Origin of the sequence: Cobetia sp. 1CM21F, assembly GCF_023161745.1 — a bacterium.
Classification (GTDB): domain Bacteria; phylum Pseudomonadota; class Gammaproteobacteria; order Pseudomonadales; family Halomonadaceae; genus Cobetia; species Cobetia amphilecti.
On record NZ_JALNTQ010000002.1, the window covers coordinates 1,148,353 to 1,164,511 of the forward strand.

The 16,159-nt window shown below is 63.8% G+C and carries 13 protein-coding genes; 1 reads left to right on the top strand and 12 read right to left on the bottom strand.

The window, feature by feature from the left end:
• Positions 1–10 precede the first annotated feature (10 nt).
• Positions 11–490, top strand: coding sequence for a DciA family protein (locus MSG32_RS10580; protein WP_054555084.1), 480 nt, complete (start codon positions 11–13; stop codon positions 488–490).
• A 216-nt stretch (positions 491–706) separates the two neighbouring features.
• Here the strand turns inward: MSG32_RS10580 and lpxC are convergent, their stop codons facing one another.
• The 12 genes from lpxC to MSG32_RS10640 all read right to left on the bottom strand — a co-directional run bounded on the left by lpxC (position 707) and on the right by MSG32_RS10640 (position 16,062).
• Positions 707–1,618, bottom strand: a complete 912-nt coding sequence (lpxC, locus tag MSG32_RS10585; protein WP_054555085.1) for a UDP-3-O-acyl-N-acetylglucosamine deacetylase — start codon at positions 1,616–1,618, stop codon at positions 707–709.
• A 450-nt stretch (positions 1,619–2,068) separates the two neighbouring features.
• Positions 2,069–3,235: a cell division protein FtsZ gene (gene ftsZ, locus MSG32_RS10590; protein WP_043332494.1), complete on the bottom strand. Its 1,167-nt coding sequence runs from the start codon at positions 3,233–3,235 to the stop codon at positions 2,069–2,071.
• A gap of 40 nt (positions 3,236–3,275) precedes the next feature.
• The gene (ftsA, locus tag MSG32_RS10595; protein WP_043332496.1) at positions 3,276–4,556 is read right to left on the bottom strand and encodes a cell division protein FtsA; all 1,281 of its coding nucleotides are present in this window, start codon (positions 4,554–4,556) and stop codon (positions 3,276–3,278) included.
• Positions 4,557–4,845: 289 nt separating this feature from the next.
• A complete protein-coding gene (locus MSG32_RS10600; RefSeq protein WP_248379486.1) occupies positions 4,846–5,574 on the bottom strand; it encodes a cell division protein FtsQ/DivIB in 729 nt (242 codons plus the stop codon).
• 3 nt (positions 5,575–5,577) lie between these two features.
• Positions 5,578–6,579 carry a D-alanine--D-alanine ligase gene (locus tag MSG32_RS10605; protein ID WP_248379488.1) on the bottom strand — a complete coding sequence of 334 codons (1,002 nt, stop codon included), beginning with the start codon at positions 6,577–6,579 and terminating at the stop codon, positions 5,578–5,580.
• Positions 6,576–7,988 carry a UDP-N-acetylmuramate--L-alanine ligase gene (gene murC, locus MSG32_RS10610; RefSeq protein WP_054555190.1) on the bottom strand — a complete coding sequence of 471 codons (1,413 nt, stop codon included), beginning with the start codon at positions 7,986–7,988 and terminating at the stop codon, positions 6,576–6,578. Before murC ends, MSG32_RS10605 begins: the two co-directional genes overlap by 4 nt.
• A gap of 22 nt (positions 7,989–8,010) precedes the next feature.
• Entirely contained in the window at positions 8,011–9,087 is a 1,077-nt protein-coding gene (murG, locus tag MSG32_RS10615) for an undecaprenyldiphospho-muramoylpentapeptide beta-N-acetylglucosaminyltransferase (protein ID WP_248379704.1), read from the bottom strand.
• Between the two features lie 77 nt (positions 9,088–9,164).
• On the bottom strand, positions 9,165–10,394 hold the full coding sequence (gene ftsW, locus MSG32_RS10620) for a putative lipid II flippase FtsW (RefSeq protein WP_248379489.1): 1,230 nt from the start codon (positions 10,392–10,394) through the stop codon (positions 9,165–9,167).
• A complete protein-coding gene (murD, locus tag MSG32_RS10625; protein WP_248379490.1) occupies positions 10,387–11,898 on the bottom strand; it encodes a UDP-N-acetylmuramoyl-L-alanine--D-glutamate ligase in 1,512 nt (503 codons plus the stop codon). Before murD ends, ftsW begins: the two co-directional genes overlap by 8 nt.
• Positions 11,899–11,911: 13 nt before the next feature.
• Positions 11,912–12,994, bottom strand: coding sequence for a phospho-N-acetylmuramoyl-pentapeptide-transferase (gene mraY, locus MSG32_RS10630; RefSeq protein ID WP_043332504.1), 1,083 nt, complete (start codon positions 12,992–12,994; stop codon positions 11,912–11,914).
• 9 nt (positions 12,995–13,003) lie between these two features.
• Positions 13,004–14,467 (bottom strand): UDP-N-acetylmuramoyl-tripeptide--D-alanyl-D-alanine ligase, encoded by a 1,464-nt coding sequence (murF, locus tag MSG32_RS10635; protein ID WP_248379491.1) that lies wholly within the window; start codon positions 14,465–14,467, stop codon positions 13,004–13,006.
• A complete protein-coding gene (locus MSG32_RS10640) occupies positions 14,464–16,062 on the bottom strand; it encodes a UDP-N-acetylmuramoyl-L-alanyl-D-glutamate--2,6-diaminopimelate ligase (protein WP_248379492.1) in 1,599 nt (532 codons plus the stop codon). The genes murF and MSG32_RS10640 overlap by 4 nt, the downstream gene beginning before the upstream one ends.
• Positions 16,063–16,159 lie beyond the last annotated feature (97 nt).

Below are 16,159 nucleotides of genomic sequence, written 5' to 3' on the forward strand. Positions count from 1 at the left end.
ATGCAAGCCCATGAGTATAAAGGCTAAGCGTTTCCGCGCCCAGCCCGCGGCGCGCCTGTTGAACGGCAAGGGGCAACTTGGCAGCGTCATGCGCCAGGCGCGCATGCTCGAGCAGGCCCAGCTGCACCTGCGTGCTGCACTGCCCAAGGACATGCAGGAACAGGTCTTCGTCGGCGGCTATCACGATGACACCTTGACGTTGATCACCAGTCGCGCCTCTTGGCTGACCTGGCTGCGCTATGAGCAGCGTCGCCTGATCAGTGTGCTGCGCGAGCTGCCAGAACTCGCCACCCTCGCCCGCCTGGCCTTCAAGGTCCGCCCGATTCGTCCGGCCTTCGTGCCCGCACGCCAACCACGCCACCTGCCAGAGGCTGCCGCGGAACATCTACTGGATTGCGCCTCCCATACCCGGGACGAGCGACTGCGCCTCGCCCTGGAGCGACTGGCGGCCCACGCATCGGATTCGAGCGACGACACCGAAACGCCCTGAGCCAACTCAAGCATTTCTTGTCTTGCATGCAAACAGCCGCGCCGCCCAGAAGGGCGGCGCGGCTGTTGTCGTTTCCATCTCCGGCTGGCTAAGGCCGGAGCAGTGCTGTCAGGCTGGACGGGCTAGGTCACAGTGTTCTGCTCGTACTGTCTCTCTGAGTGCTTTTCTTCTGAAATACCTCGTCTTGCAGTTTTCGCAGATGTCATTGACCTCGACTCAGACGGCAAGCGCCGGAGAGGCGTAGGAAATCGGCATCGCATCGGAGTTCTCGAAGGTGACGATCTCGTAGCTGTCGGCATTTTCCAGCAGCGCGCGGCACAGCATGTTGTTGAGGCCATGACCGGACTTGTAGCCACGGAACTCACCGATGATGCTGTGGCCCAGCTGGTAGAGGTCACCGATGGCGTCCAGCACCTTGTGCTTGACGAACTCATCGTCGTAACGCAGACCTTCATCGTTGAGGATGCGATAGTCATCGACGACGATGGCGTTGTCGAGGCTTCCGCCCAGCGCGAGGTTCTGGGAGCGCAGGAACTCGAGATCACGCATGAAGCCGAAGGTACGCGCACGAGACACTTCCTTGACGAAGGAGGTGGTAGAGAAGTCGACCGTGGTGGTCTGCTTCTGCTGCTCGAACACCGGGTGATCGAAGTCGATGGCGAAGGACACCTTGAAGCCGTTGTGCGGCAGGAAGGTCGCGACCTTGTCACCATCACGCACTTCGATCTCGCGCTTGATGCGGATGAACTTCTTGAGCGACGACTGCTCCTGGATACCAGCGGACTGGATCAGGAAGACGAACGGACCGGCGCTGCCGTCCATGATCGGCACTTCTGGCGCGGACAGCTCGACGAAGCAGTTGTCGATGCCCAGGCCTGCAAAGGCGGACATCAGGTGCTCGACGGTCGTCACCTTGGCTTCACCGTTGGAGACGGCGGTGCACATGGTGGTGTCACGGACGCTCATCGCATCGGCACGGATATGAGCCTGCGGCTCGAGATCGGTACGGATGAAGACGATGCCGGTGTTGACCGGAGCGGGACGCAGCGTCAGGTAAACCTTGTCACCTGAGTGCAGACCAACGCCTGTGGCGCGGATCGTATTCTGGAGTGTTTTTTGTCGAATCATAGGGAGATAGCCAGTCAGCCTGAATTTGGAAACAGTGTTCATGATAACAGCAATGCAGGAATTCAACAAATTGTCACCTGCCGCTGTTAGGGAAATTCAACATTGCCTTTCGAGCACCATTGAGGCTGACCCGCGCGCCTGCTGGCCTCGTGCTGAGTATGAACACGCAATCACCAAACAGTTCTCACTCGCACTGCCATAAAACGATAATCAATGTGCAAGACAGCTTGAAGACCTTCCTCCTTACGCGCCCACGGCACTGGCGGATGCACCCGCGACGCACAGGCAGCGCCCCGCGCCGGCGGCGAAAGCCCCTTTTGTCTGCCCCGGAAACGACTTCACCCACCCGGGAAGCCCCGGATGGGTGAAGTCAGACTCACGATGAGCCGTGTCATCTCGATCTCATGCCGACAGGCGCATGAGCGTCAATGACGTGTCAGTCAGTGCGCATCAGTCAGCCTGGCGACGCAGGAAGGCCGGGATATCGAGATAGTCATCCATATCACGCGATTTGCGCGGCTCAGACTTCTTGGCTGCCGCTTCCTGCTCTTCCTTGGCCTGACGGGTGACCGTCGGCGTCTGCAGGCTGCGGTAGTCCGCCGGCTTCTCGACGGTACGCTTGGCCGGTGCCGTTTCACGCGCCGCCGGCTTCTCGACGCGACCGTCGAGACCCGCCGCCACGACAGTGACACGCAGCTCGTCGGTCATGTCCATGTCGATGGACGTCCCGACCACGATGGTGGCATCCGGAGAAGCGAACTCCTGCACGGTGGCACCCACATCGTTGAATTCACCGATGGAGAGGTCCGGGCCTGCCGTGATGTTGACCAGGATACCGCGCGCGCCGTGCAGATCGATGTCTTCGAGCAGCGGGCTGCGAATGGCCTTCTCGGCGGCCTCACGAGCACGGTTCTCGCCGATGGCGTCACCGGTCCCCATCATCGCCATGCCCATCTCGGACATGACAGTGCGTACGTCGGCGAAATCGACGTTGATGATGCCCGGGCTGGTGATCAGCTCCGCGATCCCCTGCACGGCACCCAGCAACACGTCGTTGGCGGCGCTGAAGGCGCTCAGCAGGCTGGCGCTCTTGCCCAGCACAGACAGCAGCTTCTCGTTGGGGATGGTGATCAGGGAGTCGACGTGCTCGGAGAGCTCCTTCATGCCCTGCTCTGCCGCCTTCTGACGACGCGGCCCTTCGAACGGGAACGGACGCGTGACGACGGCCACGGTCAGGATGCCCAGTTCCTTGGCGACCTGCGCCACGACAGGAGCACCGCCGGTACCGGTACCACCCCCCATGCCAGCGGTGATGAAGACCATGTCGGCGCCTTGCAGCAGCTCGACGATACGCTCACGGTCTTCCATCGCCGCCTGGCGGCCCACTTCCGGGTTGGCGCCAGCGCCAAGCCCCTTGGTGATTTCACTGCCCAGCTGCAGGACAGTCTTGGCGGCCACGCGCTTGAGCGCCTGAGCATCGGTGTTGGCGCAGATGAACTCGACGCCTTCGATGTTGCTCTCGACCATGTGATTGACGGCGTTACCACCGCCGCCGCCAACACCGATCACCTTGATGACCGCGCTGCTGGAGGGTGCGTTATCTACCAGTTCGAACATATGCCCTGTCTCCTGGATCACAGTCTTTCTGTAATCCCTGTCAGAAATTTCCCTTGAACCAGCCCTTGATCCGCTCCAGCGTGGAGGTGTCGTGCTCTTGGCCGTGAACGCGTCGCGCGGCAGATTCCTCTCTGCGCACCGCGACGGTCGTCGACGATGGCGTGTGCCGCTCCTGTTTCATCCCATAATGTAGCAAACCCACACCCGTGGAATAAATCGGATTGCGGACCACATCCGCCAGTCCACGCACATTTTGCGGGCAAGCGATGCGAACCGGCATGTGGAAGATCTCCTCCGCCAGCTCAACGACACCTTCCATGCGTGACGTTCCACCCGTCAGAACCACGCCCGCAGCCACGAGATCTTCATAGCCACTGCGACGCAATTCATCGCGGACCAGGGTGAACAGTTCCTCATACCTGGGCTCGACCACTTCGGCCAACGCTTGACGGGACAGATCACGTGCCGGTCGGTCACCGACACTCGGCACCTTGATCGTCTCGTCGCTGGAGGCCAGCTGGGTCAGAGCACAGGCATACTTGACCTTGATTTCTTCTGCATATTGCGTCGGTGTGCGCAGCGCCATGGCGATGTCATTCGTGACCTGATCACCCGCGATGGGGATCACAGCCGTATGACGAATGGCACCTTCGGTGAAGACGGCGATATCCGTGGTACCACCGCCGATATCCACCATGCACACACCCAATTCACGCTCATCCTCGGTCAGAACCGCATGACTCGAGGCGAGCTGCTCGAGAATGATGTCGTCGACTTCGAGCCCGCAGCGACGCACGCACTTCTCGATATTCTGCACGGCATTCAGTGCGGCAGTGACCAGGTGAACGCGCGCCTCAAGACGCACCCCGGACATGCCCAACGGCTCGCGAATACCTTCCTGACGGTCAATGGCATATTCCTGCGGCAGCACGTGAAGAATACGCTGACCTTCAGAAATCGCTCGAGCGCGCGCCGAGTCGATCACGCGTTCGATATCAGACGGCGTCACTTCGCGATCCTTGATCGCCACGACACCATCGGAATTCATCGAACTGATATGACTGCCGGCGATGCCCACATATACCGAGTGGATATCGCAGCCGGCCATCAACTCAGCCTCCTCCACTGCGCGCTGAATCGACTGTACGGTCGATTCGATGTTGATCACCACACCCTTCTTCATGCCACGTGAAGGGTGGGAGCCAATTCCCGCAATTTCGATACCGCCATCATCGGTCGGCTGACCCACGATCGCGACTACCTTGGAGGTTCCGATGTCCAGCCCGACCACCATATCCTGTGATTTGGAATGTCCTGCCATAGGTCGGGCCAGCTCCTTGATTCTGGTTCATCATGAAAATAATTGCGCGCTTTGACAGACAACATGTCTGCCGCACCACCCAAAACGGGTTTACGTTCCGTTTAACCCGTACAGAGGGATTTGACTTCCCAGTATAGGAGCAGCCACTTGGGGCATACCAGCCTAAAATACCGAGGGGCGCAAATCCCCGCTAGAATAGGCGGGATTGACGACAAATGAAACTGGCGATATCGCCATTTTGCTAATACTCACACGCAAATGAAGCATGTAGTGAGTGTCGCCATTTGCCTCAACTGCCCTTGCCTTCTTCGGGTGCCATCGTCTCCCCATGCCACGCCACTGCCACTCCGTTGGGGTAACGCAGATCAATGTAGCGGATCTGCGACGCCTCATCGCCCAGGCGCCGCTGCCAGGCCGCCATGAAACGCGCCAGACGCGCCTCTCGATCATTGCGACCCAGCATCACCCACACCGAATCATTGACCTGAAAGCGCCAGGCGCCGCGTGGCTCCAATCGCAACTGGGAGACATTGAGCCCCAGCCCGCCCAACTGGCTCTGCAGCGCGTCAAGCTCGGCCAGCACCTCGGACCCACTGCCCTTGGGCCCTGCCAGATTGGGCAGATTGCCCAGCTGCGTGACCGGGCCCGCCTGGAAGGCATCGCCGCGCACATTGAGCAATTCGCCATCATTCCAGTAGGCCACCGGCTGCTGCTCAAACAGCTCGAATTCGAGTGTATCCGGCCAGCGACGCGAGATGCTGACCTCACTCAGCCAATCGATCGCCAACGCGCGACGCCGAACCTCGCCCAATGGGACGGAGAGCCAGCTCTGGCCACGAATCAACGGCGCGATATGACGCTGAAGGTAGGCAGCACTGACATGATCGAAGTCACCCTTGATGGTGACCCGCTCAATGGGACGGTCAAGCCAGGTCCACAATGCCTGTCCGCCCGCGACCAGCAGCGCAAGACCGAGAACGAGGCCGAAGATTGCGCCGGTAGTGCTACGCGCCGCCATCGATCAATGACCACTCTGCTGAGCGACTGACGCGTCGTTTGCGTCCCGCTCGGCGAGAGTCGTGTCGAGAATACGCAGCACCAGGGTGGCGAAATCGAGCCCGACATGCGCCGCGGACTGCGGCACCAGGCTGTGATCGGTCATGCCCGGCGAGGTGTTGACTTCCAGCAGCCAGAAGGCGCCGTCCGCATCTTCCATCACATCGACACGCCCCCAACCCTCGCAGCCCAGCACGTTGAATGCCTTGAGCGAGATCTCGGCCAATTCCGCCTCGCGCGCAGCGCTCAGACCACAAGGCAGCAGATAGCGCGTGGTATTGGCGATGTATTTGGCATCGTAATCATAGAACCCGCTATCGGCTTCGATGCGAATGGCCGGCAGGACTTCGCCGTCCAATACCGACACCGTGTATTCCGGCCCCTTGATGAAACGCTCGGCCATCACCACCGCATCGAAGCGGCTGGCATCCGTCCAGGCATCCTGGAGCGCCTGGGCGTCCTCGACGACATGGATGCCGAGTGTCGACCCCTCATGCACCGGCTTGACCACCACCGGTGTCCCGAGCGTCTCGAGCACCGACTGCCAGTCCGTATCCGCCGCCAGGCGACAGGAGCGTGGCGTCGGCAAGCCTTCGATATCCCAGAGCTTCTTGGTACGCAGCTTGTCCATGCCCAGTGCAGAGGCCAATACGCCGCTACCGGTGTAGGGGATGCCCAGCAATTCCAGCGCACCCTGCAAGGAGCCATCTTCGCCGCCGCGACCATGCATGGCGATGAAGACACGGTCGGGACGCAATGCCTCGAGACCGGCCAGCCCATGCGCCATGTCATAGCCCTGCACATCGACACCTGCGCCCTGCAGGGCCGCCAGCACCGCCGCACCGCTCTTGAGCGACACCTCGCGCTCGGCGCTCAGGCCACCGAACAGCACCACGACACGTCCATAGCGCGTGGCCAGCTCAGGATTCACGCCTGCCGACCCGGATGGGGAGGAAGAGACGGTCATAGCGTCACCTCGTCAAGCTTGAGGTCGGCCCCCGCCAGTGCCAGCGCAATGCCACCGACATCGCCCGCCCCCTGGGTAATCAGGATATCGCCCGGACGCAGCACGTTCTTGAGCAGGTCCGGCAAGGCACGCTTGTGCTCGACGAACAGCGGGTCCACCTGACCGCGTTGACGGATCGAGCCCGCCAGCGAGCGGCCATCGGCGCCCGGAATCATCGCTTCCCCGGCGCTGTAGACATCCAGCAGCAACAACGTGTCGACTTCGGACAGCACACGCACGAAGTCTTCATAGAGATCATGAGTGCGCGAATAACGGTGCGGCTGGTAGGCCATCACCAGACGGCGCTGCGGCCAGCCGGCGCGCACGGCGCGAATCACCATCTCCACTTCGCGTGGGTGGTGGCCATAATCGTCCACCAGCATCACGCTCTGCTCGCCATCGGGTGCCGCGAATTCTCCATGCACCTGGAAGCGACGACCGACACCGGCAAAGCTTGCCAGTGCGCGGGCGATGGCCTCATCGCTGACACCGACATCGGTGGCGATGGCGATCGCCGCCAGGGCGTTGAGCGCATTGTGCTCACCAGGCATCGCCAGGGTGATCTCGAGCGGTGCATGGCCTTCCGGACGCAGCGCCGTGAAGCTGAGCTGACCGCCACCCTGGCGGAAATCGCTGATGCGGTAATCGGCATCGTCGCTGAAGCCGTAGGTCACGAACTGACGCTGAACACGCGGCAGCAGCTCACGCACGTTGGCATCATCGATACACAGCACCGCCAGACCGTAGAACGGCAGGTTGTGCAGGAATTCGATGAAGGTGTCCTTGAGGCGATTGAAGTCGCCCTCATAGGTGGCCATGTGATCGGCATCGACGTTGGTCACCACCGAGATCAACGGCTGCAGATGCAGGAAGGAGGCATCGGACTCGTCCGCCTCGGCGACCAGATACTCGCCCTCGCCCAGACGGGCATTGGTGCCCGCGCTGGTCAGCTTGCCGCCGATGACGAAGGTCGGGTCCATGCCACCTTCCGCGAGCAGGGTCGCGGTCAGGCTGGTGGTGGTGGTCTTGCCGTGGGTACCGGCAATCGCGATGCCCTGGCGGAAGCGCATCAGCTCGGCGAGCATCTCGGCGCGACGCACGACGGGAATGCGATGCTCCCGCGCCCAGGCCACTTCCGGGTTGGTGGTGTCCACCGCGGTCGAGACCACGACCACATCCGCGCCTTCGGCATTGATGGCCGCATGACCGATGGCGACACGCACGCCGCACTCACGCAGATGCGCCGTGACGGCCGATTCCTTGAGGTCACTGCCGCTGACCTCATAGCCCATGTTGCCCAGTACTTCGGCAATACCACACATGCCCACACCGCCGATGCCGACGAAGTGGATACGACGGATGCGGCGCATACCTGCACCGCGATCAGAATTGCTAGCGTTCAAGGCGAGTCTCCATGCAGCCTGCCAGCATGGTCGCTACCGCATCGAGTTCCGCACTATTGCGGGCGCGAGCGGCCATGCCAGTGAGTATCTTGGGGTCGAGCAATTCTGCCAGCGTCTCGGCGAGGCGCTCGGCAGTCAACGTATTCTGGGGAATCAGGCGCGCGGCATCCGCCTTGACCAATACCGCGGCATTGACGGTCTGGTGGTCATCCACGGCGTGGGGGAACGGCACCAGCACCGCAGGCCGACCTGCCGCAGCCAGCTCGGCCACGGTCAGGGCGCCAGCGCGACAGACCACGAGGTCTGCCCAGGCGTAGGCCTCGGCCATGTCACCGATGAACTCGCTGACCTCAGCCGTGACGCCGGCTGCCTGATAGGCGGCAAGGGTCGCCTCCTGCTTGTCACGTCCGGCCTGATGGCGCACCACGGGGCGCGAGGCTTCCGGCAGCAGGGCCAGCGCCGGCGCGAGCGTCTCGTTGAGCGCCTGAGCGCCCAGCGAGCCGCCCATCACCAGCAGATGCAAGGCACGCGCCTCGCCTGCCGTCTCGACAGCAGACTCGGACGTATGACCTGCGGCACCGACATCGGCGATCTCATCGCGCACCGGATTGCCCACCACCTGAGCCCCGAGGGCCGGCGGGAAGGCGCCCGGGAAGGCGGCGTAGACACGCGTCGCCATCCGCGCCAGCACCTTGTTGGTCAGGCCCGCGATGGCATTCTGCTCATGAATGATCAGTGGAATGCCTTCAAGGCGCGCCGCAAGCCCGCCCGGACCACTGGCGAAGCCACCGAGGCCCACCACCAGCACCGGCTTGAGCTCACGGATCACGCGCCGCGCCTGTAGGACGGCACGCGCGAGACGAAACGGGATCGCCGCATAACCCGCCAGCCCCTTGCCGCGCAGGCCCGCGACCTCGACCCGATGCAGCGGGTAGCCGGCGTCAGGCACCAGACGGTTCTCGATGCCACGCGGGCTGCCCAGCCAATGGATCTCGTGACCGGCCGCCGCGAGGGCACGCGCCAGCGACAGCGCCGGGATCACATGCCCTCCCGTGCCGCCGGCCATCATCAGCACGACGCCCTTGGAGACAGTGTCTACCGAGTCAACCGCCCCCTCGGGAGCGATAGTAGAAGAAGATGACGTCATGCCTGTGCTCCTTGCGGTGTCTCGGTCGGCTTCTTGGCCTTGCGCCGGGGCGCGGCGGTATTTCCTGTCGGTGTGCGGGTCAGCTTGCGGGTCTCGGCATCGATACGCAGCAGTATCGCGATCTGCACGCAACTGACGATCAGGCTGGAACCGCCATAACTCATCAAGGGCAGAGTCAGCCCCTTGGTGGGCAGCAATCCGCTGGCCACACCGATGTTGATGAAGGCCTGCGCCCCCAGCACGAGGGCGATACCGTAGCCGAGGTAGGCGCTGAACGGCAAGCCGGCGAGCTCTGCGCGGCGACCGATCTTGAAGGCGCGGTAGATCAGCAGTCCGAACAGCGCCACCACGGCCGTCGCCCCGATCAAGCCCAGCTCCTCGGCCAGCACGGCAAACACGAAATCGGTATGTGCTTCCGGCAGATAGAACAGTTTCTGCACGCTGTTGCCCAGCCCCATGCCGCTCAGGTGGCCACGGCCGAAGGCGATCAGCGCCTGGGTCAGCTGGTAGCCACTGTCATACATGTTGGCCCACGGGTCGGTATACGTGGTCAGACGCTCCCAGCGATAGGGTTCGGCGATCGCCAACAGCCAACCACCGCCGCCGGCCAGGCCCAGCAAGACGATGAAGCCCCACCAGGCGACGCCCGCCATCAGCAGCATGCCCATCACGGCACCGCCCATGACCACGATGGAGCCAAAATCAGGCTCCAGCGCCAGCAGCACGATCATCAGTAGCAAGGGAACGCAGGGCAGAATGAGGCCGTTGACGACGCTGGCGCGCACCTTGTCGAGGCGGCGGTCCAGATAGCCGGCCAGCCAGATCATCAGACACAGCTTGGCGATCTCGGAGGCCTGCACCCCGCCGACCAATGGCAGCGGTATCCAGCGCTTGGCGCCGTTGATCTCGCGCCCGACCACCAGCACGACCACCAGCAGCACGAAGCCCAGCATCAGCATCGCGAAGCTGCGCTGCTGCCAGGCGGACATCGGCACGCGCAGCGTACAGAAGGCGGCTACCAGGCCGATCACGATGAAGATGCCGTGACGCATGCTGTAGTAGAAGGCATTGCCATCGAAGCGCTCGCTCGAGATCTCGCTGGAGGCAGACGTCACCATCACCCAGCCGATACACAGGATCGCCAGCGCGCAGAACAGCAGCCAGCCGTCGACGGGCTGACGCTCTGCCGTCAAGGTGTCATGGACTCGCCGGGCCTTGTTACGCATCGCAGGCTTCCTTGTCGCTGCCGCCAGGGCCAGAATTGCAGTCAGCACCGGGTATGATGTGCTGCGTGACCCAGTCACGGAACGCGTCGCCGCGCGCCATGTAATTGGGGAACTGATCGAGACTGGCGCAGGCCGGTGACAGCAGTACGCAGTCCCCCGCCTGAGCGATCTGTCGAGCATGACGCATGGCCTCCAACAGCGTCATGACTGGCGTCACGGTAACGCCACCGGCCAGGGCTTGCGTCAATAACGGCGCATCCTGACCGAACACCACCGCCTCACGGGCGTAACGGGCCAATGGCGCCGCCAGCGGCGTGAAGTCCGCGCCCTTGCCCTGACCGCCGGCCAGCAATATCAGCTTGCCCTCGAGCGTCGGGCCGAGACCGGCAATCGCCGCCAGCGTCGCCCCGACATTGGTACCCTTGGAATCATTGATCCAGCGCACGCCCGCCACCTCGGCGATCAGTTCGCCGCGATGCGGCAGCCCCGCGAAACTTTCAAGCTCGGCGACCATCGCCGTCTCGTCGAGGCCGATCGCCGTGCCCATCGCGAGTGCCGCCAGCGCATTGGCCTGGTTGTGGCGGCCGGCCAGTCGCACGTCCGCAGCAGGCATCACGCCGCGCAGCTGGCCAGACTCGGCATGACATAGCGACAGCGTGCCGCCCTGCTCCGCCAGGCGCCATTGCGCCTGCCTGGCAGCCTCATCGGTCGACTCATCAGCTGACTCACCGAGCTGCACGCTGAAGCTGACTCGCGCCACCGCATCATTCTCGGCCGGCCAGCTCCAGGCGTCATCGGCATTGACGACCGCAAGGCCTGCGCCGCGGAAGATGCCGCGCTTGGCGGCCTGATAGCCGCGCATGCCATCGTGGCGATCGAGGTGATCTTCGGAGAGATTCAGGAAGCAGGCGACATCGGCCTTGAGCTCAGGCGTGGTCTCGAGCTGGAAGGAAGACAGCTCCAGCACGTAGAGCTCGGCATCAGGCTGCTCACGCAACAATGTCAGCGCGGCAGTGCCCAGATTGCCGCCGACCGCCACGTCACGACCGGCACGCGCGGCCATCTTCGCGATCAGCGTGGTCACGGTGGACTTGGCGTTCGAGCCGGTGATCGCGACCAGCGTGGGCCGCTTGCCCTGCGCATCGCGGGCCTGGCGCTCATCCAGCGCACGCACGAAGAGTGCGATCTCGCCGACCAGTCGCTCGCGAACCCCATCGAACACCGCCTGACGCGGGTCAATGCCCGGACTGAGCACCACCTCGCCGAAGCGTGACAGGTCCAGCGCTTCCAGCGGGCCGAGATGTACCTCGGCCTGCGGCGCATGCTCGCGCAGGCTCTCGAGGCCCGGCGGTGCGCTACGGGTATCGGCGACGGCAAAGTCGATGCCGCGATCACTCAGATGGCGAGCGATCGCCTGTCCGGAGACACCAAGACCGACCACCAGGGTCGGTCCTTTGGCAGGCACCGGCGAGGCCGGTGCTTGAGAGGTGACAGAGAGGGTCATCGCGAATGCGTCCTCAGCGAACCTTGAGTGTGGCCAGGCCAAGCAGCACCAGCACGACGGTGATGATCCAGAAGCGCACGATGACGCGCGGCTCCGGCCAGCCTTTCAGCTCGAAGTGGTGATGCAGCGGCGCCATGCGGAAGATGCGTCGCCCGGTCAGCTTGTAGGAGCCGACCTGCAGGATCACCGAGACGGTTTCCATCACGAAGACGCCGCCCATGATGAACAGCACGATTTCCTGACGCACGATGACCGCCACGACCCCCAGTGCCGCGCCGAGTGCCAGCGCGCCCACATCGCCCATGAAGACCTGGGCGGGATAGGTGTTGAACCACAGGAAACCGAGGCCGGCACCCGCGATGGTGGCGCAGAACACGGCCAGCTCGCCGGAACCGGCGATGAACGGAATGTGCAGATACTCGGCGAACTTCAGGTTGCCCGAAGCGTAGGCGAAGATGGCCAGGCCCATGGCGACCAGCACGGTCGGCATGATCGCCAGACCATCGAGGCCATCGGTCAGATTGACCGCATTGGAGCTGCCGACGATCACGAAGTAGGTCAGCACCATGTAGAACACGCCCAGCGGGATGACGACGTCCTTGAAGAACGGCACCAGCAGGCCCGTCTCGGCCGGCGTGCTCGCCGTCAGATACAGCACCACGGCGGCGCCGATGCCCACCACCGACTGCCAGAAGTACTTCCAGCGCGCCGGCAGGCCACGCGGATTCTTCTCCACCACCTTGCGGTAGTCATCGACCCAGCCGACGGCACCGAAGCCCAGCGTGACGGCCAGCACCACCCAGACATACAGGTTGGTCAGGTCGCCCCACAGCAGAGTGGAGACGGCCATCGACAGCAGGATCATCACGCCGCCCATGGTCGGAGTGCCGGCCTTGGAAAGGTGAGACTTGGGGCCATCGTCGCGCACGGCCTGGCCGATCTGGCCATCGACGAGCTTGCGGATGACCCAGGGACCCAGCCACAGACACAGCAACAGTGCCGTCAACGTGGCCAATACCACGCGCAGGGTCAGATAATTGAAAACCGTAAAGGCGCCATTGAATTGGGCCAGAAACTCAGCAAGCAGCAGCAGCATGACTCACATTCACCTTGATGCGTCGACCTTGAGCGCGGCAACGACATTCTCCATGCCAGCGCTGCGAGACCCCTTGACCAGAACACTGGCCCCGGTGGGTAGATGGTTACGGGCGTAAGCTTCCAGCTCTGCCCGCTCGATAAAGTGCTTGCCACCGGCCCCGAAGGCCTCGGCAGTCGCCTGAGCGCCCTCGCCGCAGGTGGCAATGAAATCTATGCCCAGCTTGCGGGCGTAATCGCCCACCTCGGCATGCAGACGTTCGGCGTCTGCTCCGAGTTCGCCCATGGCGCCCATCAGGCACCAGCGCGGCGCAGGCAGTGTCGCCAGCAGATCCAGCGCCGCCAGCATGGCACCGGGGTTGGCGTTGTAGCTGTCATCCAGCAGACGCGAACCGTTGATGCCTGTCACGACGCCCAGCCTGCCGGGCACGCTCTCGGCGCTCTCGAGCCCGGCGATCACCAGATCACTGTCGATGCCCAGTGCCAGGCACGCCGCGGCAGCCGCCAGCGCATTGGCCACGTTGTGACGCCCCAGCAACGCCAGTTGGACACGACCGAGCGAGCGGCCATCAAACGTCAGTTCGAAAGCATAACGCCCGAGTTCATCCGCGCCTAGCTCACGTGCCTGCAGGCGTGCCGGGCGATCAACGCTATCCACGCTGCTATCCACAACCCCATCCGCAACGCTGAAGTCGATGACATCGACCGCCTGGCCGGTTGCGGCCAGCGCCTGCCATAGCGAGAAGTAGGCGTCATCACGGTTGAGCACCGCGACCGGACGTCGCCCTCCCAACGGGCTCAAGCCCGCCAGAATCTCGCCCTTGGCCTGGGCGATCTGCCCCATGCCGCCGAATTCGCCGACATGGGCGCCGGTGACATTGGTGATCACCGCCACTTGCGGGCGCGCCAGGGCCGTCGTCCAGGCGATCTCGCCGAGATGATTGGCGCCCAGCTCGACCACGCCGTGCTGGTGGGCATTGCTCAAGCGCAGCAACGTCATAGGCAGGCCGAAATCGTTGTTGAGATTGCCATGATTGGCGAGGCTTTCGGCCTCGAAACGCGCGGCATCCCGCACAAGGATGGCATGCACCAGACCCTTGACGCTGGTCTTGCCACTGTTGCCGGTCACCGCGATCAGCGGCTTACCCCAGGCACGGCGACGCGCCGCCGCCAGCAGCCCGAAGGCCAGCCGGGTATCCGCGACGACGATCTGCGGCAGCGGATCATCCACTGCCCGCTCGACCAGCGCCGCGACGGCGCCATTGGCACGAGCCTGGGCGAGGAAGTCATGGGCATCGAAGCGCTCACCCTTCAGGGCCACGAACAGCGGTGCGACCTGCTCGCCAAGCTTGCGGGTATCCGTCTCGATGGCGCCCAGTGCCTGACCGCGCAATGCCTGTGGCAACTGCGCCCCGAGCACCGCGGCCACTTCCTCGAAGGTACTCAGACCGACGGACTGTTCAGGCGCACTCATGCGTCACGCTCCTGACCTTCCAGCATCGAGAGCTCACGACGCTCCAGCGCCGCGACCGCATGGGCCACATCGGAAAACGGCAGTCGCTGACCGTCGATTTCCTGATAGTCCTCGTGCCCCTTGCCGGCGATCAGGATGACATCATGCTCGCCGGCATCACGGATGACCTGGGCAATGGCTTCGCCACGCTCGGCGATATCCAGCACGCGCTCGCGGGCTTGGATGCCGGTCATCATCTGCTGACGGATGGCGGCGGCATCCTCGCTACGCGGATTGTCATCGGTGATCACGACCCGGTCGGCGCCCTGTTCGGCGGCCGTGGCCATCAGCGGGCGCTTGCCGCTGTCGCGATCGCCGCCACAGCCGAGTACACACCACAGGCGCGCATCATCCCGCGCCGGCAGGTGGGCACGCAGCGCGGTCAGCGCCGTCTCGACGGCCTCCGGCGTGTGGGCGTAGTCGACCACCACCACCGGCGCGCCATCACGACTCAGGCGCTGCATGCGGCCCGGTACCGGCGTCAGACGCGGCGCGGCGGCAAACAGCCCCTCGAACGAATAATCGAGGCCATGCAGGATCAACATTGCCAGCAAGGCGTTGTCGAGATTGAAGCGCCCCATCAGATTGAGGCCCAGCTCGCGCTCGCCATCCGGCGTCGCGATCACGGCAACCTGCCCCAGCGGCTCGGGGAAGACATCCAGCACGCGCAGGGTCGCGACATCATCACGCCCCATCGCCAGTACGCGCACGCCGCGCTGCATGCCGGCCAGCATCAGACGCGCCAGCGCATCGTCGGCGTTGAGCACCGCAAGCTTGAGTTCGGGGCGCTTGAACAGCTTCGCCTTGGCCGCCGCATAGGCCGCCATGCTGCCGTGATAGTCGAGGTGATCCCGCGAAAGATTGGTATAGCCCGCGACGGTGAAGCGACAGCCATTGACGCGCCCTTGATCGAGCGCATGCGAGGAGACTTCCATCGCGATCAGCTCGGCACCGGCCAGGCTCAGGCCCTTGAGCGCCGCCTGCACGGCCAGGGCATCGGGCGTGGTGCGCTCGCCCGCGACCAGCGCGCCGGGACGCCCGATGCCGAGCGTGCCGATCATGCCGGCGGGCGTGCCCATCGCTTCGGCCAGCTCGGCGATGTAATGGGTGACGGAAGACTTGCCATTGGTGCCCGTGACCCCGACCAGCGTCAGCGACTCGGGCACGCGGAAGGCCTGGCGGCCCAGCTCACCGAGTTGCTCGCCCAGGTTCTCGAGCCAGACGACTCTGGCATCGTCTGAATGCAGTGCGAGATGTGCATCCCCGCCTGCAGGTCTTTCGGCCAGCACCAGCTCGGCACCGCCCTCAAGCGCCGCGGCGATATAGTCGCGGCCATCGCTGGCGATGCCGGGGATGGCGATGAAGAGGGAGCCCTGCGCGGCACTGCGACTGTCGATCGTCAGGTGCCAGTCATCGCGCGCGGCAAGCCGTGCACGGCAATCGTCATTGAGGGCGCCTGGCCACAGCGCCAGCAATGCTGCCAGCATGTCTGTCGCCGTGGCCAACGGGCGCGCCAGAAACTCGCCCAGGCGCCTGGAATCGTGCGGTGAAGTCATGTCGGAAGACCTTCCTTGTTCCCGATGTCCCGGAACGTATTCACTACATGAGAAAAAAGACGCAGTCGCCCGCCCGAGGCCGACGACCGTGCCACAT

Excerpts from the sequence above, each read along its gene's own strand:
- MSG32_RS10580 (WP_054555084.1), top strand. The coding sequence starts at position 11 with ATGAGTATAAAGGCTAAGCGTTTCCGCGCCCAGCCCGCGGCGCGCCTG.
- lpxC (WP_054555085.1), bottom strand. The coding sequence starts at position 1,618 with ATGATTCGACAAAAAACACTCCAGAATACGATCCGCGCCACAGGCGTT.
- ftsZ (WP_043332494.1), bottom strand. The coding sequence starts at position 3,235 with ATGTTCGAACTGGTAGATAACGCACCCTCCAGCAGCGCGGTCATCAAG.
- ftsA (WP_043332496.1), bottom strand. The coding sequence starts at position 4,556 with ATGGCAGGACATTCCAAATCACAGGATATGGTGGTCGGGCTGGACATC.
- MSG32_RS10600 (WP_248379486.1), bottom strand. The coding sequence starts at position 5,574 with ATGGCGGCGCGTAGCACTACCGGCGCAATCTTCGGCCTCGTTCTCGGT.
- MSG32_RS10605 (WP_248379488.1), bottom strand. The coding sequence starts at position 6,579 with ATGACCGTCTCTTCCTCCCCATCCGGGTCGGCAGGCGTGAATCCTGAG.
- murC (WP_054555190.1), bottom strand. The coding sequence starts at position 7,988 with ATGCGCCGCATCCGTCGTATCCACTTCGTCGGCATCGGCGGTGTGGGC.
- murG (WP_248379704.1), bottom strand. The coding sequence starts at position 9,087 with ATGGCCGGCGGCACGGGAGGGCATGTGATCCCGGCGCTGTCGCTGGCG.
- ftsW (WP_248379489.1), bottom strand. The coding sequence starts at position 10,394 with ATGCGTAACAAGGCCCGGCGAGTCCATGACACCTTGACGGCAGAGCGT.
- murD (WP_248379490.1), bottom strand. The coding sequence starts at position 11,898 with ATGACCCTCTCTGTCACCTCTCAAGCACCGGCCTCGCCGGTGCCTGCC.
- mraY (WP_043332504.1), bottom strand. The coding sequence starts at position 12,994 with ATGCTGCTGCTGCTTGCTGAGTTTCTGGCCCAATTCAATGGCGCCTTT.
- murF (WP_248379491.1), bottom strand. The coding sequence starts at position 14,467 with ATGAGTGCGCCTGAACAGTCCGTCGGTCTGAGTACCTTCGAGGAAGTG.
- MSG32_RS10640 (WP_248379492.1), bottom strand. The coding sequence starts at position 16,062 with ATGACTTCACCGCACGATTCCAGGCGCCTGGGCGAGTTTCTGGCGCGC.